General features: G+C 63.3%; 25 protein-coding genes. 11 read left to right on the top strand and 14 right to left on the bottom strand.

All coding sequences use genetic code 11. The features are described from left to right. Positions 1–44: 44 nt before the first annotated feature. From MUN81_RS11190 to MUN81_RS11180, 3 genes are all read left to right on the top strand, one after another. Entirely contained in the window at positions 45–1394 is a 1350-nt protein-coding gene (locus MUN81_RS11190) for an FAD-dependent oxidoreductase (RefSeq protein ID WP_245110409.1), read from the top strand. 14 nt (positions 1395–1408) lie between these two features. Further along, complete coding sequence (locus tag MUN81_RS11185; protein ID WP_245110408.1) at positions 1409–1639, top strand: hypothetical protein; 231 nt, start codon at positions 1409–1411, stop codon at positions 1637–1639. Positions 1640–1815: 176 nt separating this feature from the next. After that, complete coding sequence (locus MUN81_RS11180) at positions 1816–3168, top strand: 4Fe-4S dicluster domain-containing protein (RefSeq protein WP_245110406.1); 1353 nt, start codon at positions 1816–1818, stop codon at positions 3166–3168. An 18-nt stretch (positions 3169–3186) separates the two neighbouring features. On the opposite strand, the gene MUN81_RS11175 is transcribed toward MUN81_RS11180, so the two are convergent. The 3 genes from MUN81_RS11175 to MUN81_RS11165 form a co-directional block, all read right to left on the bottom strand. Then, on the bottom strand, positions 3187–3750 hold the full coding sequence (locus tag MUN81_RS11175) for a hypothetical protein (protein ID WP_245110404.1): 564 nt from the start codon (positions 3748–3750) through the stop codon (positions 3187–3189). Positions 3751–3993: 243 nt separating this feature from the next. Continuing rightward, positions 3994–4986 (bottom strand): alpha/beta hydrolase, encoded by a 993-nt coding sequence (locus MUN81_RS11170; protein WP_245110402.1) that lies wholly within the window; start codon positions 4984–4986, stop codon positions 3994–3996. Positions 4987–5080: 94 nt separating this feature from the next. Further along, positions 5081–5536, bottom strand: a complete 456-nt coding sequence (locus MUN81_RS11165) for a peroxiredoxin (protein WP_245110401.1) — start codon at positions 5534–5536, stop codon at positions 5081–5083. A gap of 137 nt (positions 5537–5673) precedes the next feature. Here MUN81_RS11165 and MUN81_RS11160 point away from each other — a divergent pair, with 137 nt between their 5' ends. The 4 genes from MUN81_RS11160 to MUN81_RS11145 all read left to right on the top strand — a co-directional run bounded on the left by MUN81_RS11160 (position 5674) and on the right by MUN81_RS11145 (position 9328). Further along, positions 5674–6372 carry a glycosyltransferase family 2 protein gene (locus tag MUN81_RS11160; RefSeq protein ID WP_245110400.1) on the top strand — a complete coding sequence of 233 codons (699 nt, stop codon included), beginning with the start codon at positions 5674–5676 and terminating at the stop codon, positions 6370–6372. Between the two features lie 154 nt (positions 6373–6526). Continuing rightward, positions 6527–6688: a hypothetical protein gene (locus tag MUN81_RS11155; RefSeq protein ID WP_245110398.1), complete on the top strand. Its 162-nt coding sequence runs from the start codon at positions 6527–6529 to the stop codon at positions 6686–6688. Then, on the top strand, positions 6685–7983 hold the full coding sequence (locus MUN81_RS11150; RefSeq protein ID WP_245110396.1) for a glycosyltransferase: 1299 nt from the start codon (positions 6685–6687) through the stop codon (positions 7981–7983). Before MUN81_RS11155 ends, MUN81_RS11150 begins: the two co-directional genes overlap by 4 nt. Continuing rightward, positions 7973–9328, top strand: coding sequence for a glycosyltransferase 87 family protein (locus MUN81_RS11145; protein WP_245110395.1), 1356 nt, complete (start codon positions 7973–7975; stop codon positions 9326–9328). Before MUN81_RS11150 ends, MUN81_RS11145 begins: the two co-directional genes overlap by 11 nt. 60 nt (positions 9329–9388) lie before the next feature. Here MUN81_RS11145 and MUN81_RS11140 read toward each other — a convergent pair whose 3' ends face one another. The 6 genes from MUN81_RS11140 to MUN81_RS11115 form a co-directional block, all read right to left on the bottom strand. Next, positions 9389–10282, bottom strand: a complete 894-nt coding sequence (locus tag MUN81_RS11140) for a hypothetical protein (protein WP_245110393.1) — start codon at positions 10280–10282, stop codon at positions 9389–9391. Positions 10283–10418: 136 nt separating this feature from the next. Further along, positions 10419–10952 carry a rhodanese-like domain-containing protein gene (locus MUN81_RS11135; RefSeq protein WP_245110391.1) on the bottom strand — a complete coding sequence of 178 codons (534 nt, stop codon included), beginning with the start codon at positions 10950–10952 and terminating at the stop codon, positions 10419–10421. 32 nt (positions 10953–10984) lie between these two features. After that, entirely contained in the window at positions 10985–11317 is a 333-nt protein-coding gene (locus MUN81_RS11130) for an arsenosugar biosynthesis-associated peroxidase-like protein (protein ID WP_245110389.1), read from the bottom strand. Between the two features lie 40 nt (positions 11318–11357). Then, entirely contained in the window at positions 11358–11897 is a 540-nt protein-coding gene (locus MUN81_RS11125) for a heme NO-binding domain-containing protein (RefSeq protein WP_245110388.1), read from the bottom strand. A gap of 132 nt (positions 11898–12029) precedes the next feature. Then, positions 12030–12932 carry an anti-sigma factor gene (locus tag MUN81_RS11120; protein ID WP_245110386.1) on the bottom strand — a complete coding sequence of 301 codons (903 nt, stop codon included), beginning with the start codon at positions 12930–12932 and terminating at the stop codon, positions 12030–12032. Positions 12933–12939: 7 nt separating this feature from the next. Then, a complete protein-coding gene (locus tag MUN81_RS11115) occupies positions 12940–13500 on the bottom strand; it encodes a sigma-70 family RNA polymerase sigma factor (RefSeq protein ID WP_245110384.1) in 561 nt (186 codons plus the stop codon). 196 nt (positions 13501–13696) lie between these two features. On the opposite strand from MUN81_RS11115, the gene MUN81_RS11110 reads away from it, so the two are divergent. The 4 genes from MUN81_RS11110 to MUN81_RS11095 all read left to right on the top strand — a co-directional run bounded on the left by MUN81_RS11110 (position 13697) and on the right by MUN81_RS11095 (position 17413). Continuing rightward, on the top strand, positions 13697–15094 hold the full coding sequence (locus MUN81_RS11110) for an NAD-dependent succinate-semialdehyde dehydrogenase (protein WP_245110382.1): 1398 nt from the start codon (positions 13697–13699) through the stop codon (positions 15092–15094). Between the two features lie 224 nt (positions 15095–15318). Continuing rightward, a protein-coding gene (locus tag MUN81_RS11105; RefSeq protein ID WP_245110381.1) for an IS5 family transposase occupies positions 15319–16073 on the top strand; the annotation gives its coding sequence in 2 pieces (ribosomal slippage) (positions 15319–15649 and positions 15649–16073; 756 coding nt in all). 58 nt (positions 16074–16131) lie between these two features. Next, entirely contained in the window at positions 16132–16599 is a 468-nt protein-coding gene (locus MUN81_RS11100; RefSeq protein ID WP_245110379.1) for a hypothetical protein, read from the top strand. Positions 16600–16837: 238 nt separating this feature from the next. Then, a complete protein-coding gene (locus MUN81_RS11095) occupies positions 16838–17413 on the top strand; it encodes a hypothetical protein (RefSeq protein WP_245117355.1) in 576 nt (191 codons plus the stop codon). A gap of 274 nt (positions 17414–17687) precedes the next feature. Here the strand turns inward: MUN81_RS11095 and MUN81_RS11090 are convergent, their stop codons facing one another. The 5 genes from MUN81_RS11090 to MUN81_RS11070 form a co-directional block, all read right to left on the bottom strand. Continuing rightward, positions 17688–19133, bottom strand: coding sequence for a transposase (locus MUN81_RS11090; RefSeq protein ID WP_245117354.1), 1446 nt, complete (start codon positions 19131–19133; stop codon positions 17688–17690). Between the two features lie 5 nt (positions 19134–19138). Next, a complete protein-coding gene (locus tag MUN81_RS11085) occupies positions 19139–20032 on the bottom strand; it encodes a transposase (RefSeq protein WP_245117353.1) in 894 nt (297 codons plus the stop codon). Between the two features lie 54 nt (positions 20033–20086). After that, on the bottom strand, positions 20087–20854 hold the full coding sequence (locus MUN81_RS11080; protein WP_245117352.1) for a YdcF family protein: 768 nt from the start codon (positions 20852–20854) through the stop codon (positions 20087–20089). A gap of 65 nt (positions 20855–20919) precedes the next feature. Then, entirely contained in the window at positions 20920–21276 is a 357-nt protein-coding gene (locus MUN81_RS11075; RefSeq protein WP_245117351.1) for a thioredoxin family protein, read from the bottom strand. Positions 21277–21357: 81 nt separating this feature from the next. Continuing rightward, positions 21358–23124, bottom strand: coding sequence for a DUF885 domain-containing protein (locus tag MUN81_RS11070; protein ID WP_245117350.1), 1767 nt, complete (start codon positions 23122–23124; stop codon positions 21358–21360). Between the last annotated feature and the right edge of the window lie 43 nt (positions 23125–23167).

Raw genomic sequence — 23167 nt, 5'->3', positions numbered from 1 at the left:
CAGAAGCTCTACATTTGGCCTTTGACCTCTCTCACACCCATCGCATGCACTTGGTAATTGTTGGCAATGGCATCACCGGCGTGTCGTGCGCGCTGGCCGTGCGGCGGCTGCAGCCCGAGGCGCACATCACGCTGGTGTCGGGCGAAAGCGCCCACCACTATTCGCGCACTGCCCTGATGTACGTGTACATGGGCCACCTGCGCCCGCAGGACATCAAGCCCTACGAAGACTGGTTCTGGCAGGAAAACCGCCTCACCCTGGTGCACGCTACCGCCACCGCCCTCAGCACCCGCGACAACCGCCTCACCCTCGACAACGGCACCACCCTCGCCTACGACCAGCTGCTGCTGGCCACCGGCTCCGAAAGCCGCCGCCCCGACTGGCCCGGCCAGCACCTGGCCGGCGTGCAAGGCCTCTACGGCCTCCCCGACCTCGACGCCATGGCCCGAGACACTCACGGCATCAGCCGGGGCGTGGTGGTGGGCGGCGGCCTCATCGGCGTGGAACTAGCCGAAATGCTGCACTCCCGCGGCATCGAACCCGTGGTATTGGTGCGCGACGCGCACTACTGGGCCTCGGTGCTACCGCCGGAGGAAGCCAACCTGGTAGACCGGCAGTTTGAGGAAAACCACGTGCCAGTACGCTACCGCACCGAGCTGGCCGAAATTCTGGGCGACACCGAGGGGCGCGTGTGCGCCGTACGCACCAGCGCCGGCGAAGAGATACCCTGTCAGTGGGTGGGCCTGGCCGTGGGCGTTACCCCCAACCTAACCCTCGCCCGCACCGACCCGGCTGTGGAAACCGACCGCGGCATCCTCGTCGACGAGTACCTGCGCACCAGCGTGCCCAACGTGTGGGCGGCTGGCGACTGCGCCCAGCACCGCCGGCCCAGCGCCGGCCAGGTGCCCATCGAGCAGCTCTGGTACACGGGCCGCATGCAGGGCGAAACCGTGGCGCACTCCCTCTGCGGGCAGCCCACCGCCTACCGCCGCGGCGTCTGGTTCAACTCGGCCAAGTTCTTCAACCTCGAATACCAGACCTACGGCGCGGCGCCCGCCGGGCCAGTGCCGGGCGTGGCGAGCTTCTATTGGGAACACCCGTCGGGCCGGGCGGCGGTGCGGGTGTACTTCGGGGTTGCTGCGCCGCACACCGTGCTGGGGTTTAACGCCTTGGGCTTGCGCCTGCGCCAGGCCGTGTGCGAGCAGTGGATACTGGCGCAGGCGCCCGTGACGACTGTGCTGGCTCACCTGGGAGCGGCTAATTTTGACCCCGAGTTTTTCCCGCAGCACGAGCCGGCCATGCTTGCGGCCTTCAACCGCCAATTTCCGCAGCTGCCCGTGGCCCTGAAGCAGCGCAAAGGTCTGTTAGGACGCCTGTTGCCCTCGCACATTTAATCCCCCGCTTTTCCGTGGACTTCTCCAAACTTTACCGGCCTTCGGCCCTCAACAGCTTCCAGTTCATCGCCCTCACCGGCCTGCTGATGAGCGCCGGCGCGCACCTGATTCTGCACTTCTTCGTGGGCCACACCCCCGAGGGCTTCAATTGGCTGTACGTGTGTTGGACGGCTTTGTACATTCTCGGCACGCTGAAAAACGTCTTCGGCAAGCCCGATGAGCCGCATCACCATCACCATCATTGAGAAGGGAGCTTGAAGGTGCCACTAGCTGGTGCCACGACCAACATAACTGTCATCCTGAGCAGAGCGAAGGACCTTCTCACGCCAGAACGATGAGCAGCAATGCAGTCCACCCGAACCTGAGAAGGTCCTTCGCTCTGCTCAGCATGACAGCCATTTAATAAACCTTATACCCCAACATGACCATCGCGCCCCCTCTGCCCACTGCTCCCCCAGCCGAAAAGCTCACGCTGGCCGTGGTGGCAGGTGGCCTGCTCGCCCTGCTCTTGGCCCTGGCCGACGCCAACCCCAGCCGGCAACGGCTGTGGTTTTACCTGGCGGTGGCGCTGGTGAGCAGCGGCACGCTGGCCTGGAGCTGGCTGAAATTTGGCGGCCGGCCCGCCGGGGTGCAGCACGACAACCTCTGGCTGCGCGCCAGCACCGGGCGCGGCGCCGTGGCCTGGGTGACGGGGTTGGTGCTCACGGGCTTCTACGTGGTGCTGTACTGGTACAGCGGCGATGACGGCCACGGTCACTTCGGCCCCCTCAACAACCTCGTGCACGCCCTCGATGGCTTCAGCCAGTGGCTGCGCGCCCGGCCTGCCGACCAGTGGTTTCTCTACGGCACCTTCTACACGCTGGCCGTGCTGCTCATGGGCGGCCGGGCCCTGTGGAAATACCGGCACTCGCGCTACCAGCTCATCCGCACGGCCTCGGTGATGTTTTTTCAGCTGGGCTTTTCCTTCCTCATCCCGGGCGTGCTGCTCTTTTTCCAGCAGCCCGAATTTTACTTCTCGTATTTCTGGCCGCTGAAGTACGACTACCTGTTTCCGGGCACTGTCACGTCGCTGCTGCAAAACGGGGGGCTGGGCGTGTTCATGGTGTTTTGGGGCGCGGTGATGTCGCTGCTGGCCACGCCGGTGCTCACCTATTTCTTCGGCAAGCGCTGGTACTGCTCGTGGGTGTGCGGCTGCGGCGGCCTGGCCGAAACCGCCGGCGACCCCTACCGCCAACTTTCCGACAAAAGCCGCGCCGCTTGGCGCTGGGAAGTCCGGCTCATCTACCCCATTCTGGGCCTTATCGTAGCCATCACGGCCTTGCTGTGGGTGCATTTTGCCACGGGCAGCACCCTGCTGGGCGAGGCCGGCAGGGTGGCGGCCAAATGGTATGGCTTCGCCATCGGCTCGGTGTTTTCGGGCGTGATTGGGGTGGGCTTCTACCCCATCATGGGCTCGCGGGTGTGGTGCCGCTTCGGCTGCCCCATGGCGGCCTACCTGGGCCTGCTGCAAAAGCATTTTTCCCGTTTCCGCATCAGCACCAACGGCGGGCAGTGCATCTCGTGCGGCAACTGCTCCAACGTGTGCGAGATGGGCATCGACGTGAAGCAATACGCCCAGCGCGGCGAGCCCATCATTCGGGCCGCGTGCGTGGGCTGCGGCCTGTGCAGCACGGCTTGCCCCCGCGGCGTGCTCAATCTGGAAAACGGCCCGCGTGAGGGCCGCTACCAGGCTTCGCCGCTGATTCATGCCGACTCGCTGCGCATCCTTTCCTAGCAGCTGCGCTGGGCCATTTTAGCCCTGCTGCTGCCGGCGCTTGAGGTGCAGCTCAATCATGCGGGTGTCTTCGTCGCTCCACACGAAGCTGCGGATGTTTTCGACGCGCAGCACGGTCAGGCCGTCGGGCTCGCCGTATTCGGTGTAGCATTCGAGCAGCAGCTCCTGCTCGGTGTACTGCCGGATGTAGCCGTACAAATCGGCCCCCACCTGCGAGGTGAGGTACACAAGCTGCCCGGCTTCCTGGGCACGCGACAACAGCAGCGGAATGGTGAGATACTCTTGCTCTATGAACGCCGGCGACTTGATGCCGGCGTATACTTTGTCGCGGTTGTCTTCCTTGATTTCGATGTTGCGAATGTACCGGTCATCAAAATCCAACTGGAAGATTTCCTCGATGTTGAAGGACTGGATGCCGGTTTGCATGCCGTCGCGGTTGATGACGCGCATCATCATCAGCTCGTCGCTGAAGTTGATGACGTAGCCCACCGAAAAGCGGCCATCCGATTGGGTGGTGCGCACGCCGAGCAGGCGTTTTTCCTGCTGCGCGCGCCTAAACATCTCTATAAATAATTCGGGCATAGCGGCAGAGTACGGAGTAGTGGCGGTAGCAATTGGCTTTTAGCAACCCGCGTTTCACGGCGCAAAAATACAAACAAGCTGATGCATAAGCCAAGCATACCCGCTCATTTACTGACTACTGAGACCATATCCACTGCTACTAACCGCCCCCCAATTACAGGCAACTATTGCCCAAGCCGTCGCCCTGAGATTATCGGCCTATCAGCCCAGTCCTTGGCGCGCGCCGCTAAGGCTCAGCATCTTCTATTGTAGAAAAGTCAGCAAGGCTTTGTGAAACTGCGCTGATACTTCCAGGTGCGGGATGTGGCCCACGTTGGGCAGCTCCACCAGCTTCGCGCCTTTTATTTGGGCGGCGGTGCGGCGACCCAGGTTCGGATACTGGCCCATTTGAGCCAGCGTTTTGGGGTCTTTTATCAGGCCCTTGCCCACCACGGTGCGGTCGGCCTGGCCGATGATGAGCAGCGTGGGCACGGCAATGCGGTTGAATTCGTAGCTCACCGGCTGCTGGTATATCATCTCAAAAGTGAGGCCGTTGGCCCGCGCCACTTTCGGAAAATCGGGGCTTGTGGTTTGTGCCGCCAGCGGCAGCAGCCATTGGTCGTGGGCGGCCGGGTAGCCGTTGGGGTAATACGTCGCGTGGTATTTGCGAATGCTGGCTTCGGTGCTTTTCCGCTCGGTGGCTTCGGCCTGGTCCACGGTCTGAAAGGGCACGCCCACGCGGTAGTCCTCTAGCCCGATGGGGTTTTCGAGTACCAGCTTTTCGGTGGCTTCCGGATAGAGCAGGGCAAAGCGCGTGGCCAGCATGCCGCCCATGCTGTGGCCCACCACGATTGCCTTTTTCACCCCCAGCGTATCGAGCAAGTGCTTCGTGTTGCGGGCCAGTTGGTGAAAGGAATAATGAATGTCGGCCTTGTCGGATTTGCCGAAGCCAATCTGGTCGGGCACCACCACGCGAAAGCCGGCCGCCGCCAATGTCCGAATGGTTTCGCGCCAGTAGGCCCCGAAGAAATTTTTGCCGTGCAGCAGCACCACGGTGCGGCCGTTGGCCCGGGCCGTGGCGGGCACGTCCATGTAGGCCATGCGCAGGGCCTGGCCTTCAATTTTCAAGGGCAGTATTTTAACTGCAAACGGATACTCATACCCGTCCAGCGTGGCATTGAGCGGGGCCGTTTGGGACCAAGCCGGCGCGCCGCTCAGCAACAGGGGCAGCAGTAGAAAGAGGAGGAAACGAGGCATCACAAATTCAGGAGGTGAAGTTGCGTCTACGCCAAAACCCTCGTCGGTACTTGAAAAACCCGGCCTAGCCCAAATAAAATGTTGGAAGCGCGGCCTACTCAGGCAGTCCTTCCAGCACTTTCCTGGCGTTGCTTACGTGGTCGGTGGCGCCGCTGAGGGAATTGAAGATGTATTGGATAACGCCTTGCTTGTCAATTACAAACGTGACGCGGCCGGGCAGCAGGCCCAGCAGGGCGCGGGGCACCTCGTAGAGCTTGCGCACCTTGCCGTCGGCATCGGCCAGGAGTTCGAAGGGCAGGCGGTGCTTCTGGGTGAATTTCTGGTGCGAGGCCTCGCTGTCGGAGCTCACGCCCACCACTTCGGCGCCGAGGTCTTTGAAATCTTCGTACTGGTCGCGAAACGAGCAGGCTTCGGCGGTGCAGCCGGGGGTATCGTCTTTGGGGTAGAAGTACAGCACCACGTGGCGGCCGCGCTTTTCGGACAGGCGAAAGGTGGCGCCGGTAGTGGTGGTGAGCGTGAAATCGGGGGCAAGTTGTCCTACCTGGAGCATACGGTTGGGAGCTAAGGGAAAGGGCCGCACGGTGGCGGCACGGTGCGGCTTTACGGCCGCGGGGGCATCTTTGTGGTGCATAGAGCACCAAAAGCCCTGTTTTGTTTGGCGGCGGCTGATTTCTGCGCCTCCCTTTCATGCCCCAACCTCGCATCAGCGTCATCATCCCGGCCCACAACGAAGCCAACGCCATAGGCCTGGTGCTGGCCGAAATACCGGTCGGCCTGGTGCAGGAAGTGGTGGTGGTCGACAACAACTCGACCGACGACACCAGCGCCGCGGCCCGGGCCGCCGGCGCCACCGTGCTGCGCGAGCCCCGCCCCGGCTACGGCAACGCCTGCCTGGCGGGCATGGCCTACGTCTTCGGCAAGCCCCAATCCGAGCAGCCCGACATCGTCGTATTTCTCGACGGTGACCACTCCGATTTCCCCGACCAAATGCCTGACCTGCTGGCGCCGCTGCTGCGCGGCGAGGCCGACCTCGTGATAGGCTCCCGGGCCCTGGGCGAGCGCGAAAAAGGCGCCCTGCTGCCCCAGCAGCGCTTTGGCAACTGGCTGGCGGCCCGGTTGCTCAACCTGCGCTACCGCGGCAACGTCACCGACCTGGGGCCCTTCCGGGCCGTGCTGGCCCCCGCCCTGCTCGCCATCGGCATGGAAGACAAAACCTACGGCTGGACGGTGGAGATGCAGGTGAAGGCCTTCCGCCAGGGCCTGCGGGTGGTGGAAGTGCCCGTGCGCTACCGCAAGCGCATTGGCACCAGCAAGGTGTCGGGCACGGTGCGCGGCACGCTGGGTGCCGGCTACAAAATTCTATGGACCATTTTCCGGTATTGGTAATGCATTACGCAAACGTCTGTCATCCTGAGCTTGCGAAGGACCTTATCACGACTGAACACTAACCTCATTAATGGCGCAGGCGTGATAAGGTCCTTCGCAAGCTCAGGATGACAAACGTTTTTAGACTACTCCACTCTTTGTTGCTTTCCCGTTGATGCCCGTTCTGCCTCTTTTGCTGGTGGTGCTCTACGGGCTGTGCCTGCTGTTTATTTTGGGATTTAGCGTGGGGCAATGGCAGCTCACGCGCCTGGCCCGGCGCGCCTATGCCACGCGGCCCGCCCCTGCTCCGCCGGTGCCGGCCGCGTGGCCCGCATGACGGTGCAGCTGCCGCTCTACAACGAGCAAAACGTGGTGGAGCGCGTCATCGACGCCACCGCTGCCCTCGACTACCCGCCGGAGCTGCTGCACATTCAGGTGCTAGATGACTCCACCGACGCCACCGTGGGCCTGGCAGCTGCGCGTGTGGCCCACCACGCCGCCCGCGGCCTGCGCATCAGCCACGTGCACCGCATCAACCGCGAAGGCTTCAAGGCCGGCGCCCTGCGCGATGGGCTGCTGGAGACCGACGGCGAGTATGTGGCCATTTTCGACGCTGACTTTGTGCCCGAGGCTGATTTTCTGCGGCGTACAATTCCCTATTTCCTGCAGGATGAGCGCATCGGCGTGGTGCAAACGCGCTGGGGCCACCTCAACGAAAACGAGTCGCTGCTCACCCGCCTGCAGGCTTTCGGGCTCGATGCGCACTTTCTGATTGAGCAAGTGGGACGCACGTTTGCGGGCTTCTTTATAAACTTCAACGGCACCGGCGGCGTGTGGCGGCGCAGTTGTATCGACGACGCCGGCGGCTGGCACACCGACACCCTCACCGAAGACCTGGACCTCAGCTACCGCGCCCAGCTGCGCGGCTGGCGCTTCGTGTACCGCCCCGAGATAGTGGCCCCCGCCGAGCTGCCCGCCGTGATGGACGCCCTCAAGTCGCAGCAGTTCCGCTGGACCAAGGGCGCGGCCGAGACCGCCCACAAGCACCTGGGGCCCGTGTGGCGCTCGGCGCAGCCGCTGGGCGTGAAGCTGCAGGCCTCGTTTCACCTGCTCAACAGCTCGGTGTACGTCGTCATCATGGTCATGGCGCTGCTCAGCGTGCCACTGGTGTTTGTGCGGGCCCAGTTCCGCGAGTACAAGGTGGTGTTTCAGCTGGCGTCGGTGTTTCTGGTGGGCTTCACGCCGCTTATCTACTACTATTATTCGGCCTGGCGCCTGGCGCACCCTGATAAGCCGCTGTGGCGCTACCCGGGCTTCTTTCTGCTGTTTTTGTCGGTCTCGATGGGCCTGGCGCTGCACAATGCCCGCGCCGTGATACTGGGCTGGCTGGGCCGGCGCACGCCGTTTGTGCGCACCCCCAAGGCTGGCACGGCGCCGGTGGCCCGGCGCCGGCGTTATCGCACGGGCGGCATGGGCCCGCTGGTGGCCCTCGAAGGCCTGCTGGCCGCGTATTTTGCCTTCGGCCTCGGGGCGGGCATTTACTTCGATGACTTCGGCCTGTTGCCCTTTCACAGCCTGCTGACCTTGGGCTTCGCGGCCATTTTCTACTATTCGGTGCGCCATGCCCGCTAAGTTTCCTTCGCTTTCGCAGTGCGCGGCGCTGCTGCTTTCGGGCGGCGCCTACGCGGCCCTGGCCTACGCCACGCCCCGCCAGCAGTTCGGGCAATTGCTGGGGCTGTTTGCGGTGGCGCTGGGCGCCTATGCCTGGCTGTTGCGCAGCCGGCTGCCGGTGCGCTGGGGCCTGGCGGCGGCGCTGGCGTTTCGGCTGCTGTGGCTGCCGGCTCAGCCGGCCCTGTCCGACGACGTGTACCGCTTCCGCTGGGACGGCCTGCTGGTGAGCCAGGGCGTGAACCCCTTCCGCTTTCGGCCCGATGAGCTGATTGCCGACGGTGCCCGCCGCGCCGTGCCCGATGCCGCCCGCCGGGCTGCCTTGCTGCCCGAGCTGCAGCAGCTGTACCGGCAGCTTAATTCGCCGCACTACTACTCGGTGTACCCGCCGGTGTGCCAGTTTGCCTTTGGCGCAGCGGCGCGGCTGTTTCCCACTTCCGAAGCCGGGTTTGCGGCCTGCCTGCGCGTGGTCGTGCTGCTGGCGGAGGTGGGCACGGCCTGGCTGCTGCTGGCCTTGCTGCCGCTGCTGGGCTGGCCACCGCGGCGCGCCCTGCACTACCTGCTGCACCCGCTCGTCATCGTGGAGCTCACCGGCAACCTGCACTTCGAAGGGGTGGTTTTTGGCTTCATCCTGCTGGCGCTGTGGCTGCTGAGCCGGCAAAAGTGGGCGGCCTCGGCCGGGGCGCTGGGGCTGGGCGTGGCCACCAAGCTTCTGCCGCTGCTGGTGCTGCCGTTGCTGGTGCGGCGCCTGGGCGTCCGGCGCTTTGCCGCCTACGCGGCCATTGCGCTGGGCACGCTGGCGGTGCTGTTCGGCCCGTTTCTGTCGGTTGATTTGTTTGAGAACATTGCCCGCAGCCTCAAGCTCTACTTCCGCAGCTTCGAGTTCAACGCCAGCGTGTATTACCTGCTGCGGCCCGTGGGCTACTGGCTCACGACTTATAATCAGATTGCCGTCATCGGGCCGGCGCTGGCTTTCACCAGCGGCCTGCTGGGACTGGCCCTGGCCTGGCGCGAGCGGCGGCCCACGCTGGCCGCGCTGCCCTCTGCATTGCTGCTAATGCTCACGGCTTACTACGCCCTGGCCACCACCGTGCATCCCTGGTACCTCACGCTGCTGGTGGGCGTTAGCGTGTTCACGCAGTTTCGCTTCGCGCTGGTGTGGGGCGGGCTGGCGGTGCTTTCGTATGCGGCCTATCGCACGTCCGCCTACACCGAAAACCTGTGGCTGGTGGCGCTGGAATACGCCGGCATGTACGCCATGCTGGCCTGGGAGCTGACCCGGCGGCACACAACGGAACCCTCAGAGTAGCTACTCCCGCTTGCTAAAGAGCCCGCGTAGCAACGGACTGGCCATTGCCCGTACTTGAGACTATTTGGGCCAGTAGGCAAAGCGGCGCAGCGACTTGAGCTGCAACGTGCGGCCGTCCCAGGTGGTTTGGCGCAGCAGCACGTTGGGGTACTCCTTGGCGAAGAGGTAGGTGTTTTCCTTGTCAGGCGCCAGCTGGATGTTTACCCGCCAGGCGGCCGGGTTCTGCTTATCGGCGGGCACGTCGGCTGTGCTGAGGCGGGCCTGGTAGTACACCGGCGGCTTGGCGCGGTTGGTTTGCTGCAGGTCCATCACCACCAGGTTGAACGCGGGCAGCGAGTCAAATTTCAGGCTCCGCAGCGTGTAGGGCAAGGCGTCTTCCAGAAACACGTCGCGGCGCAGGTCGCGGTTGTTGCTGCCTTCGCCGTCCCAGTACGAGTGGTACCACATTTCAAAGTTCACGCCGTCGTCGATGATGGACTTGAACGTGTTGCCGCACCACTCCTGCGAGGAGGTGGTCATTTTGTAGAGCGCCACGGGCTGGTCGCGCCGGAAAAACAGCGACGTCAGGTAGTGGTACGGGTACTGGTCGGCCGGAATGGCGCAAAACTGGTTGATTTTCATCACCGGGAACAAGTCCTGGCGCTGGTAGTCGTCGGTTTTGACGTTGAACTGCTGGTTGAATTCCTCCTTCACCGTAATCATGGTGTACTCGAAGCGGCGCGGCTTTTTGTACACCACGCGCTCGGCGTCGTAGGTGGCCACTTCGGCCAGGCCGTCTTCCCACAGCTTGCGCATGGCCCAGTTCTGGTCGAAGTGCGGCAACACCGCCTGCAGGGCCTGCGCCGAAACCGGCGCGCGGCCTGTCGCCTGCTCGTTGGAGGGCTCACGGCAGCCGGCCAGGCTAGTGCTGAACAGTAATGAAAACAAAGCCGTCCGGAAAGGCGAGCGTGGCATGGAGAACAGTAAAATGGAAACAGCAAATGCAGTTGCCTGCTGGCACCTTCGGAAAGGCGATGCCCAGGGGCCGGCGAATGCATACGCGACAACGGGAGACTACGGCCTTACGCCACCCCAATATTAGCGAATTAGACTACTGATACGTTTTGCGGCCGCGCCGGAGCCAAGCACCCCATAGCCCCGAATACGGATGCACATTGGGCGTAGGTCCCTGGGCGTTCACCACCGGATAGCCCTCGTTCACCCACTCAAACAGGCCGCCGTAGAGGTTGCTCACGTGCTCGAAACCCAGGCTGCGCAGCCGCTCGCCCAGGCGCTCGCTGCGGGCGCCCACCGAGCAATACACCACCACCGGGCGGCGGCGGTCCACGCCCGCAAAATCCAGCGTGGCCACCGAGTCGTAGGGCACCAGTTGGGCGCCGCTCAGGTGGCTCACGCCGTACTCGGCGGGCGTGCGCACATCGAGCAGCAGCGGGGCCTCGGGCCCTGCCAGGGCGCGGGCCAGCGCGGCCGGCGCCACCGTGGGCACGGTGTGCTTATAGAGCAGCTGCAGCATGCGGCGGTAGGCCGCCGAGGGCCGCGCCTCCCCGGCCGCATCGGAGCCGCAGCTGCTCAGGCCGAAAACGCCCAAAAGCAGGCAGGAAGACGCGACGAAGGCAAACGACATAGGTTCAACAACAGCAGCACTGCACTGCCCGTTTACATGGAAAGCTCCTTGGCTTTGTTCATCATCATGGTGGCGTGCACCAGCGTGGCCCCGCCCTTGATGGCGGCCCCCACGTGCACGGCCTCCATCATTTCCGTCTCGTCCACGCCTTTCTGCAGCGCGTCGGAGGTGTAGGCATCGATGCAGTACGGGCACTGCACCACGTGCGCCACGGCCAGCGCAATCAGCGACTTTTCGCGCTCGGTCAGGGCGCCTTCTTTAAAGACTTCGCCGTAGTAGTCGAAAAATTTGCGGCCCATCTCGGGCTGCCAGTCGCTGATTTTTCCAAATTTGGCGAGGTCGGCGGGGTTGTAGTAGCTGCTCATGTGTTGGCGGGGTTGGGAAAAATAAAAGGTGTGGCGTGCGTTAGGTGCGGCGCACGTGAATGCGCACCCGCTGCCCGTCCTCGGTGGTAGTGGGCATCACGTCGATGCGGTCGGCTTCGTCGTAGTAGGCGGCCAGCCCGCGCACAATGCCCACGGCCAAGCCGCCCATGCGGCGCGGCGACACGTAGTCGATGTACAACTCGTCGGGGCCGATGCGGGTGACGTCGAGCACGGGCGGGGCGTTTTCGGCGTGCTCCTGGCGCACCTGCCGGTGCATGGTGTGCTCGGTGTGCTCCAGCATGTCCAGGGTTTTCCACTCGGGCTTCAGCAGCTTCTGGTACATGTACATGAGGTCCGGCACGAGGTACTCACCGAACTTCTCGTGCAGTTCACCGGCCGACAGCCCCGTCATCTCGGCGGCGTGGCCCACCAGGGCGTACAGGTGCTCATCGGGATACGCGGTTTTGTGGTCGAACTCGACGTGCTCCAGCCCCGAAAGCTCCATCAGCTTCACCCAGGTGCTGTGGTCGTATTGCGTTTGCACGTAGCGCTTGAGCAGGGTAAGAATGGTGCCGTGCATGTGCTCGATATTACCTGTGAGACAAATAAACAATTACCGCCCGTCGGCCGGGCTGGCTAACGGGCGGTAACGTTTAGGATGCGGTTAGCGGGTGCAAGTTAGCTGCCTTCCGAATGTTGAGAGTTGCGGCCGCTAGATGTTGCCAACCACGGTCATCGTGCTCAGGGTGGGGTTCACGCTGCCGCCGGCGGGCTCCACGGTCATGGCAAAGGTTTGGGCGCTGGCAATGTCCTTCATGGCCTGCAGGCCTTCGCCGGTGGCGGTGGCGAGCGTCAGCACCCCGGCGTCAATTGGCTTGCCCTTGTCGAGGGCCCACAGTTGGTACTGCTTGCCGGCCGGCAGCGCGGGCAGGCTTTTCACGTCGACGTATACCTTGTGCGTGGCGGGGTTGAACAGCACCCGGGCGTGGGCCGTGGGAGCAGTTTTGGTGCCGGCCAGGGCCACGGCGCGGAATTCGTCGTTGCGCAGCACCTGGTTTTCCTGGCGCAGGTCGCCCATTTGCCGGTTCAGCACGTTAGTGGTGGTGGCAAAGCGAGCCTGCTCGTTTTGCAGGGCCACGAGGTCGGAGCTGGCGTCTTTCCAGCGCGAATACAGCAGGAAGTTGGCGCCCAAACTCAGCAGCAGGGCCACCGAAGCAGCCATGGCCCAAATGGAGCGGGAAGGCTCCGGGGCATCGGCGGCCGGCGTGAAAGGCCGCACCACGGCGTCGCCGGCCACGGGAGCAATCGGATTCGTAGCGGTTTGGGCCACGGCGTCGAGGTCGGCGCGCAGCGAGACGTTGGGGGCAGCAGCGGCGGGCGCGGCAATCTGGGCCATTACGTTGCTCAGCACGCGTTCGCGCATGCCGGCCGGCGGGGCGAGGGAGTGAGCTTCGGCGTACACGCCGAAGGCAAGCTGAACCTGCTGCAACTCCTCGCTCACCTCCGGGTGCCGGGCAGCCATGCCTTCCACGGCGGCCTGCTCGGCCGGCGAAAGCTCTCCGAGAGCGTACTGCTCCAGAATGCCCGATTCTATATAGTCTTGGATGTTTTCCACGATTGGTTTAGCGAATAAGTTTGCTGAGGACTTTGATGGCAGTGCGGGCGCGGGTTTTCACCGTCCCCAGCGGGATGTTGAGTTCCTCCGCCACTTCACTCTGGGTGAAGCCCTCGAAGTAGAGCAGGTCAATAATCTGGCGTTGTTCGGGAACCAGTTTTTGGGTGATTTCCTGCAAACCAATGTGCTCGGGGCGGAAGGCCGTTGGCGCGGCCTGGCGCTGCGCGGTCAGGCTGTCGTCCAGCCCCTGAGTTTTGCTACCTACGCGGTGCTGTCGGGAGCGGATTTTGTCGATGCTCAGATTTCGGCAAATGTTGAGCACCCACGTGAAGAGGCGGCCCTTGCTGGGGTCGTAGCTGGCAAAGGCGTGCCAGATTTTGACCAGCGCTTCCTGCAGCACGTCCTCGGCCTCGTCTTCGGCCTTCACGATGCGGAAGATGACGCCGTAGAGCGCGGCCGAATATCGGTCGTAGAACAACGTCATGGCCGATTCGTCGCGCGCCTGCAGGCGCCGGACGAGCTCCGCCTCGGCGGCGGGTGGCAGGGAAATTAAAGGAGTATCCGACACAAGAGTGACTGAAAGTGAGAAAATGAAGCCGCAGCCGGCACCACCGGAACTGCACGAAAATACGCGCAGGCGCCGCAAATAGCGCTAGACGGCCCCGACGGTATACGCAACCGAACTAGGCCCATGTAAGTTGAACGAATATTTGCGCCGCGGGCCGGCCACTTCATTCTCCCCCGCCCCTTCTTCAGTTCTCGCCATGCCCATCGAATCCCTCAACCCCTACACCGGGCGCCGCCTGCGCCGCTTCCCGGCCTTCAGCTGGGCCAAAACCGAGCGCATTCTGGGCCAGGCCCACCGCGCGGCGTCCGCCTGGCAAGCCACCACCTGGGCGCACCGGGCCGGCGTGCTGCGCCGCGCCGCCGCACTGCTGCGCGAGCGCCAGGACGAGTTGGCCCGCCTCATGGCCCTCGAAATGGGCAAGCCCGTGACCGACGGCCGCGCCGAAGCCCAGAAGTGCGCCACCTGCTGCGACTTCTACGCCGAGCGCGCCGAGGGCTTCCTGGCCGATGAGCTCATCGACACCGACGCCGGCCGCAGCTTCATCAGCTACCAGCCGCTGGGCGTGGTGCTGGCCATCATGCCCTGGAATTTCCCACTGTGGCAGGTGGTGCGCTTCGCCGCCCCGGCCCTGATGGCCGGCAACGTGGGCCTGCTCAAGCACGCCTCAAACGTGCCGCAATGCGCCCTGGCTTTGGAGCAGATTTTTCACGACGCGGGCCTGCCGCCGGCCTGCTTCCGCACCTTGCTGATTGGGTCAGATTTGGTGGAGAAGCTGCTGGCCGACGACCGGGTGCGCGCCGCCACGCTCACCGGCAGCGAGGGCGCGGGCGCTTCGGTGGGTGCTATTGCCGGGCAGCACATTAAGAAAATGGTGCTGGAGCTGGGCGGCTCCGACCCCTTCATTGTGCTGGCCGATGCCGACGTGGCCCTGGCCGCTAAAACCGCCGCCCAGAGCCGCATGATAAACAGCGGCCAGAGCTGCATCGCGGCCAAGCGCTTCATCGTGGAGAAGCCCGTGCTCAAGGACTTCATCAACCAGCTGAAAACTCACCTGCTGGCCTTCCGCCCCGGCGACCCGCTCGACCCGGCCACCCAGTACGGCCCTATGGCCCGCGCCGACCTCGCCGACGAGCTCACCGAACAGGTGAACGACTCGGTGGCCCAGGGCGCCAAAGTGGAGCTGCACGGCGGCCAGGCCAAGCCCGGCACCGCCCTCTTCCGCCCCATGATTCTGTCAAACATCAAACCCGGCCAACGCGCCTACACCGAAGAGTTTTTCGGCCCCGTAGCACTCGTTCTCGAAGCCAAAAACGCCGCCGATGCCGTGCGCCTGGCCAACGACTCGCGCTTCGGCCTGGGCGCGGCGGTGTGGACGCGGGATGCCAAAAAGGGCGAGGACCTGGCCCGCCAGATAGAAAGTGGCGCCGTGTTCGTGAACGGCTTGGTGAAATCGATGCCGGAGCTGCCGTTTGGCGGGGTAAAGAAGTCTGGCTACGGGCGGGAGCTGTCGTATCTGGGCATCCGAGAGTTTGTCAACCAGAAATCTATTTGGATTGGCAAAGAGGCCAGTGATGAGGGCCGTAAAGTTGAATAGGCAGCTGCAGGCAGGGGCAATTATTACTTGAATGGTTGCCTACCGCAGTACCTCGTTATGAGTGATTCTCGCTTTTTTCGGGAGTTTACGAAACTCATCTACTCCGTTCTTTTCGTAAACGTTGATTCGCAGACGGGTTTTATAAACTCGACACACGCAACAATATGCTTTCTGCTGCTGGCACTGGAACTAGGAAGTGTTAACAGTAGGTATTAATTTGGGGTATGGATTATTTGCTCACAGACGCGCAGTGGGCCCGCATCGCGCCGCTGCTGCCGGGTCGGGAAGGCACGAAAGGTGGCCGGGGCCAGGACAACCGCCGTTTTGTAGAAGCGGTGCTGTGGTTGTTGCGCAACGGCTGCCGCTGGCGTGCCTTGCCGGCCGCGTGGGGCAACTGGCACACAACATACACGCGCTTCCAGCGCTGGACCGCCTCGGGCGTGTGGGCCCGGGTGCTGGCCGCCGTGCAAGAGGACGACGCGCTGCACACGCTGCTGGTCGACTCGACCACCGTGCGGGTGCACCAACACGCGAGCGGGGCACGCAAAAAAACGGGCCGCAAGCCCTGGGGCGTAGCCGCGGCGGATTGACCACCAAGCTGCACGCGGTGGCCGACGCTGGGGGCCGGTTCGTGCGCGGCAGCCTGACAGCCGGCCAGCGCCACGACGCCCCGCAAGCGCTGCCGCTGCTCGACGGGCTGGCCCCGGCCTACCTCGTGGCCGACCGGGGCTACGATTCCGACCCGCTCGTGGCCACCCTGGCTGCCCGCGGCACCTGTGCCGTGATTCCGCCCCGGTGCAAGCGCCGCTACCCGCGGGGCTACGACGCGGCGCGTTACGCCCAACGTCACCCCATTGAGCGCCTTTTCAGCCGCCTCAAGCAGTTTCGCCGCGTGGCCACCCGGTATGACAAACTCGATGCGCATTTTTTGGCCTTTATTCACCTCGCTGCAACCGTCCTGTGGCTACGCGACTGTTAACACTTCCTAGCCGGCTTGGTATAGTAAGGTTTGCTGAGAAGAGCGTTTCTTTAAGGCAATGAAATGGCTTTTCGCATTTGCTTTTGTCGCTGCCCTCGCTGGTGGGGAACTGACGTGGCACACACGGCCGGCCCGCCACCTTTTGGTGGGCCAGTATTATTACGACATTGCCCTCAAAACACAGTACGAGCATGATGACGATGCTTACGGCACCTATTTCATGGTCACGCGCGCCAATTCTCAGAAAGCGCAGTGCAGTAGCACGCGGCAACGCATTACCCGAAAAAAGGTCTTACATACAACGGGTGAGTACGCCATCGAGGGGCCTTATTTGCGGTTCAAGGAACGGTCCTATGGCCCCCGGCGAATCGACAAGTGGTTATTCCCCGATTCAGTGGTCAAGACGTTTTCACCGAACCGCACCGGCCAATTGCAATTAACCGAAGTCTGGGAGTACACTGAGGGCAAAATGTCGCGCTATCGCTGGGTCCTTTCCGGCACCACGGCCAAGAAAACACCTTTTTAATCCCCAACCTGATGATTTAAGTCGTTCAGTTAAACGGTCGTGGCTTAAACACGCTCTGTTCAGAATTACGAGCCTATCTTTTGTCATGAAGTATCGTGTGTTAGTAGCGATTGCCTGGAGCGGGACTGCCTGTACGGCCGCCCACCCAGGCCGACCCGCGGCCCCAACGCTGGCCCCCGTTGTCATGGCCAGGGCACCCGTGACTACTTGCGCGGACTGCCCAGACCGCACCTTAGCCGTGGCCTTCCGCAGCAATAACTACTACTTTGCGGCCCTGCGTTTTTTTGACAAGGGCCAGCCGGTGCATGCCGAGCCCTTCAGTGCCGACCGGACGCCGGGCGACCCCACACTTGCCCAACCCCTGCGCTTTGGCAACGTCTACCTCATCAAAGGCAATCAAAGTTTTATTGTGCCCTTGCGCCTGATAAGCCTCTCCTGCATCCGGGGGAGCGACACGATGCAGGTGTGTTTCCAGGCGGCCAAATTTCAGAACTTGGCGTACGACTCTATCCCTTTTCGGGCGGGAAGCTATTATTTGTTTACGCCCGACCGCGAAATAATTGGGGCCCTGCCAGCCGATTTCTATGTGTCGTTTGCCGACTACTTCCGGCAGCACGAGGCCGAAGTGGCCCGCGCCAACCCATTTGCCGAGTGCCGCTTCCCCGAAGACACCAACCCAATCCCCAGCTTTAAAAAGTACGTGCCCCCCACCCCAACGGAAATTTTTCGGCTGCTGCTTCAGTATACAAATTACGAGCGGCAGGTCGGCTATCAGTTGCGGCCCTTAGCGAAGGGGCAGCTGCCGACTGACTGAAAACGCTCTGGGCGCTAAGCACACTTTGCTAAACGTTGAAAAAGGAGGTGTTTCAGCGTTCAGCGAAACGGTCCGAACAGCAAAAGCAAGCTATTGCGTGCACCCTTTTGACCGCATAACAAACGCCCCGGCCGGTTGGTCGGGGCGTTTGTTTGCTCCTTTCTTCGCTCGGGGCTTGCGGAGTGGCTTGCGGCTGGGGCCACCGGGGCAGGGGCAGGAACGTGCAATTTGGCATTCAGCGCCCGCCATTGGGTTGTTTGCGTGCCCATGGGCATCAATGCAGGTACACATCGGCGCGTTGCGAAGGCCCCGTCGGGCCTTGCCACTTGTCGACCAAGACCAACCGGTGCGCGGTAAGCTCCCGAACGATGCCACTGCCGGCCCCGACATTCGTCCAGAGCGTGGAGTCAGTCAAGGCATAAATTCCTCCCGCGACGGGGTTCCCTTGTTGCAGGGGACGATTTGCGCTCACGGTGCCATCGGTCTTGTACGCCACGACGAGGGCGCCGGCAACCACCGGATAGTCCGTGACGACCGCGGCCCCGCCGGATGGCGGCGTCAGGACTTCGCGCTGAGCCGTCAATTTCCACGGGCTGGCCGTCAGCAGTTCGGTGCGGGACAGCGTCGGCGGCGCCGGCGGGTCGTTTTGCTTCGAGCAGCTGGCCAAGGCGGCCAGGGCAAGCAAGGAAAGAAAGGGCTTTTTCATGTTCGGGCGTTGTGAGGCAATGGACTGGTTAAACCGGATGCTGGGGCTATTCCCCCCTTCCTTCGACGGTGACACCGGGGCGGACGGTTCGGCGGTTGGTGGCACCGAAGAAGGCGGAGGGGCAACAGTTGCGTGGCTTCCAGGGCGCGCTTGAGCGACCATAAGGTGAGAAAAGCAGCACAACGACCGCCGCGGCCGTCTAGTGTGTAAACGACCCAAGTGGCCCCCCGTGCACCGAGCCCTCCGCTGCGTTGCCTCGTGCCCAACCACGGCCGCCGGGCCGGGCGTGGCCCTTGACCGTGTTCCCGCTGTTGCAACACCGGGGGCGGCTCGGGCATTGGTCTTGGTTTTGATCCTGGTCGCGGCGTGGTGGGCGACGCGCTGGTGGACGAGCAGTTCACAGAAACGGTCGTGGCTGTTGCAGAACTCGGTCCAGTCAGTTCTATTGCTGAGTCGCCGTTTCGCGAGAGCCCGCGTGGGTGCTTCGGGGTGCCTGTTGGGCCGCCAAACGCGTGCGTTCGCAGCTAACAGGGGCGGTGGCAGGGCCACGGCCAGGCTCAGCTGCCGTTGCGGGCGGTACTTGAGCAGCTTTTTCAGATTGTAGGCCGCGGCCGTGAGCAGCATGGTTTTGTGGGCCCCGGCTTGGCCCCGGACGTTCATCCGGCGCAGGCCGTAGTGGTGCAGCAAGTGGCCGAACACGGGTTCGACGGTGCTTTGTCGGAGGCGCCGGTGGCGGTGCCCGCGGCGGCTTTGCTGGCGCTGCCACGCCCGACGATAGGCCGCGTCGTAAATGGTTTTGGTGAGCTGTTTGCGCTTGGCCCCGGGCACGCACGTGGGCTTGAGCGGGCAGTGTTGGCAGTCGCTGTACGCCGCCCAGTAGAGCTTGACCCAGCTGCCGTCGGTCGTCACGTCGAGCCGGTGAAACGGCAGCGCTTTGCCCGCCGCGCAGGTGTAGGCATCGCGGCCCCGGTCGTAGGCGAAGCCCGCGATGTCGGGCTTGTACTGGCCAAACACGGGAATCAGGCCGTGACCTGTTGGGCTTCGAGCAAGGCGTAGTTGGCGCCGTTGGCGTAGCCGGCGTCGGCCAGCAAGTCGCGTAGCCGCAGTTCGTTCGCCCGCAAGCGCCGCTGCAGGCCGGTGAGCAGCCGGGGCAGGTGCAGGCTGTCGCGGCTGTCGGCGTAATCGGCCTGCACGTGGCTGATGACGCCGCGGGCCGTGTCCACGGCCAGGCTGCAGAGGTAATTCAGGGCCCGGGCCTTGCCGGGCTTGATGGAAATGCGCGCGTCGGGGTCGGTGGGGCTGTAGTGGGTTTTGTTGCTGAGCAGGCGGGCCTTCTCGTGTTGCGCGCCCAAGGGCCCGGGCTCGGACCGGCGCTTGGCTTGCCGGGCGGCTTCGCGGCGCAAGTGGTGGGCCGGCGCCGTGCGCGCGGCGGCCTGCTTTTCGCACAAGCTATCGAGCGAGGCGTTGGCTTTGACGGGCGCCGAATCGACGGCTTGGGTGTCCCCGGCGACCAGCCCGCGGGCCACGCACTGGGCAAAGACGTGGTCGAACAAGCGCTCGAAGACCGACGCCGGAAACAGCTGACGGGTGCGGCTCACGGTCGAGTGCCAGGGCAGCTCCTCGTCCACCTCGTAGCCCAGAAACAAGAGGATGTCCAGCCGCAAAGCGCAGTGCTCGACTAAACGGCGGTCACTCACGAGGTTTTCCAGCCGGCCCACCAGCACGAGCTTGAAAAACACGACCGGGTCCAACGAAGGCTGGCCCGTGTGGCTGTACAGGTCCCGGGTCGCGTCGTAGAGAAACGACCACTCCACCAACTCGGCCAACCGGCGGTACAGGTTATGACGTGGCACCCGCTCGCTAAGCCGTAAGCGAACTACCTCTTTGTCGAGAAACAGCTTCTTGCCTTGCATCTTCCCTCTACGAACCGAGTTCTGCAACAGCCACGGTAGTTCAACTAACCGACTCTAAATATACCCCAGCGCTTTGTACGTCAGCCAGCCGCTGATTTCGTGAATCAGCACGCTCAAATTCTCCAGCGCGCCGGCGTTGGGCACCAGCCAGTAGTCGGGTGTGCCTTTGCGGTCGGAGCTGCGGAACCCGGCTGGGAAGCTGATGGGCTGCAGGCCCACTTTGCGGAAGCAGCCCAGCGCGCGCCGCTGATGAAACGCCGAGGTGACCAGAATCAGCGTGTCGGTGCCCGGGTAGCGGGCCAGCAGGCGCTTGGTGAACAGGGCGTTTTCGCGGGTGTTGCGGCTGCTGTCTTCCTGAATGATGTCGGCGTTGGGCACGCCGGCCAGGCGCAGCAACGACGTGAGGTCGGCGGCTTCGGTATGGGCCTTCTGCTGCAGCGCGCCCGAGCCGCCCGACACGATGATGCGGCGCACGCGCCCGGCCCGGTACAGCCACAGGGCGTTGGTGAGGCGGTCGGCGCCGGCGTTGAGGTACACCCGGTCGTGGGGCGATTTGTCGACGGAGGTGATGCCGGTGAGCAGCACGGCGGCATCGGCGTGGGCGGGCAGGGCGGCCAGCGGCACGGGCGGCTTTTCCCAAGCCAGCAGGGCCTCGTTTACCAGGGCGTTGTTGGTGCAAAGCAGGGCCAGCACGGTGGCAGCCACCAGCCATTGCCGCTGGCGGCGGGGCTGCCGCGCCACCAGGGCGGCCAGCAGCAGCAACAGGAGCCACACGGCCGGCAATAAAACAACGTCGAGGAGTTTGGAGAGCAGAAAAAACATGCCCAAAGGTAGCCCGCCTAGATGGTGGGCCGCCTTTGGGCATAGAAAATGACCGAAACCGCTGGCTAAGCCGTATGCGGCATAAAGGCGCGCAAGCGGTCGAGCTGGGCGCGCACGTCGGCGTCGGTTTCGCGGGTGTCGCATTCCAGAATGCGGCCCTGGCAGTAGCTCACGAAGAAGGGCGCGGCGCGCTGGTTCATGAGCTGCTTGGCCACGGGGTTTTCGTCGGAGGCCAGGCGCACGAACGTGATGCCCTGGTACTCCTCATCGTCGGCAAATTTGGCAAAGCCGGGGCCCAGCAGCTTGCAGGTGAGGCAGTCTTCGGCGGTGAATTTGGCAAACACTTTCATCCGCTCGTGGGTGATGCGGCGCAGGCCTTCGTCGTCGGTATCGACGACGGTTTTTTGTAGGAATTCAAACATGACGAAAAGCAAATACTCGCTAAAAAACGCGGTTAGCGCCCTATACAAGCCTTGTGCCGGAAAAATTCCACTGTATTCGGACTATTGCTTTGGTCCGGCCGGCCGCAGCATCAGCTCCCGAATGTACTTAACCGGAGCGCTGCCGTAGCTCAGGAAGTTTTCGTTGAAGGGCTTCAGGTCGAAGCTTTTGCCTTCCTTATGCTTCAGCTCTTCGCGCAGGGCATAAATCTCGGTATAGCCCGTGAAGTAGCTGCTGAGCTGCACCTGGCTGAGGGTGGCGCGCAGCCATTTGCCACGGGCCTCGGCTTCTTCCTGAAAGCCCTCGCGGCGCAGCAGCTTCACCACGTCGTTCTCGCTCATATTATCCACCTGAATGGCGTGGTCGATGATGGCGTTCAGCGTGGAGCGCATGTTCCATTTATCCCACAGCAGCCACATTTCGTCGGAGTTGTTGCCGTAGCCGCTTTCCAGCATCATGCGCTCGGCATACACGGCCCAGCCCTCCACCATGGCGCCGTTGCCGAAGATGCTTTTCACGAGCGAAGGTGAGCGGTTGGCGTACACGAGTTGCGTGTAGTGGCCCGGAATGGCTTCGTGGATGTTGAGAATCTGCAGGGTGTAGTCGTTGTATTCGCGCAGGTAGCTTTCGGCCTGAGCAGGCGTCCAGTCGGCCGGAATCGGCTCCACGTTGTAGTAGGTATCAGCGCCTTTGTCGTAGGGGCCCGGGGCCGACACGCTGGCGCCCGCGCCGCTACCGCGCATGTAGAGCGGCGTTTCGCGCACCACCAGCGGCTTGCTGGGGTCCTGGGTGAGCAGCTTGTGCTCGTTCACGAAAGCCACCAGCGTGGGAATCTGGCGCTTCACAGCGTCCACAAAACCTTCGCGCGGAGCGTGCTTCAGCGTGAGCTGGTTGATGACGGTGGTAATCAGGGCCAGGGTGTCGGCGGGCGCTTTCTGGCCGGGGAAATACTTGGGAAAAAGGCGCGCGGCGCGGCGGCCCATGTCGTGCAGCAGCGCGGCTTTGTGCTTTTGGGCTTCCTGGTACAGCTCGGCGGCCGAATAGCGCGACTGAATGTCGTAGGCAAACTTCTGCTCAAACAGCTCCTTGCCAATGCGGAACGGGCGGAATTTGCCGGCCGGCAGCACGTCGCCTTCCAGAAATTTCATATACCCCTGCACGGCCGTGCGGGCGGCGGTCACGCGGTCCAGCATCGTCTTTTTCTCGGCGGCACTCAGGCCCGATTCCGCCACCGAATCGGCCAGGGCTTTGCCGAACACCGCGAGGCCGCCGGCGTTTTGCTTGAGGGCCAGCCCGGTGTGCTCCTTGGTGGGGTTGCTGATGTTGGCCCGGGCCGCGGCGTAGTACTCGGCGGCGTGGCTGATTTTGTCGGAGATGTTGCGCAGGCGGCGGTCCAGCTTGTAGTGGCGGCCGTTGAGCAGGTCGCCCACCGAGGCGCCCAGGTTGTAGCTGGCGGGGTTCCACTGCCAGCTTTTCAGCGTGTCGGCGTACCATCGCAGGGCGCGCAGCTCGTTGCGCAGCAGGCGCAGGTCAATCTGGTTATTGGGCGAGAGGCTGTCGAGCCCGAAGCCGCCCAGCGCAGCGAGGTATTTCTGGGTAAAAGCGGCGTCGCTCTGCCGCTGGGCTTCATTGGGAATGACGAGCAGCGAGTCGTACTTGTGGTAGCCCTGATACGACGCGTATTCAGGGTTTTGCCGCCACAGCGCTTCAATGAATTGGTTTTTAAAGGCGTCGAAGCGGGCATCGGCGCCGGCCGTGGCGGTGGTTTTATCGGACTGGGAACAGCTGGCAACGGCCAAGGCCAGCAAGGGCAAGAAGCGGAGTTTCATGGGCGAGGTTTAGAACAAGGTAGAGACGCAATATTTTGCGTCT

This window comes from Hymenobacter sp. 5317J-9, assembly GCF_022921075.1.
Classification (GTDB): Bacteria; Bacteroidota; Bacteroidia; order Cytophagales; family Hymenobacteraceae; genus Hymenobacter.
The sequence above is the reverse complement of the archived record's forward strand: the minus strand, read 5'-3'. Positions and strand labels throughout refer to the sequence as shown.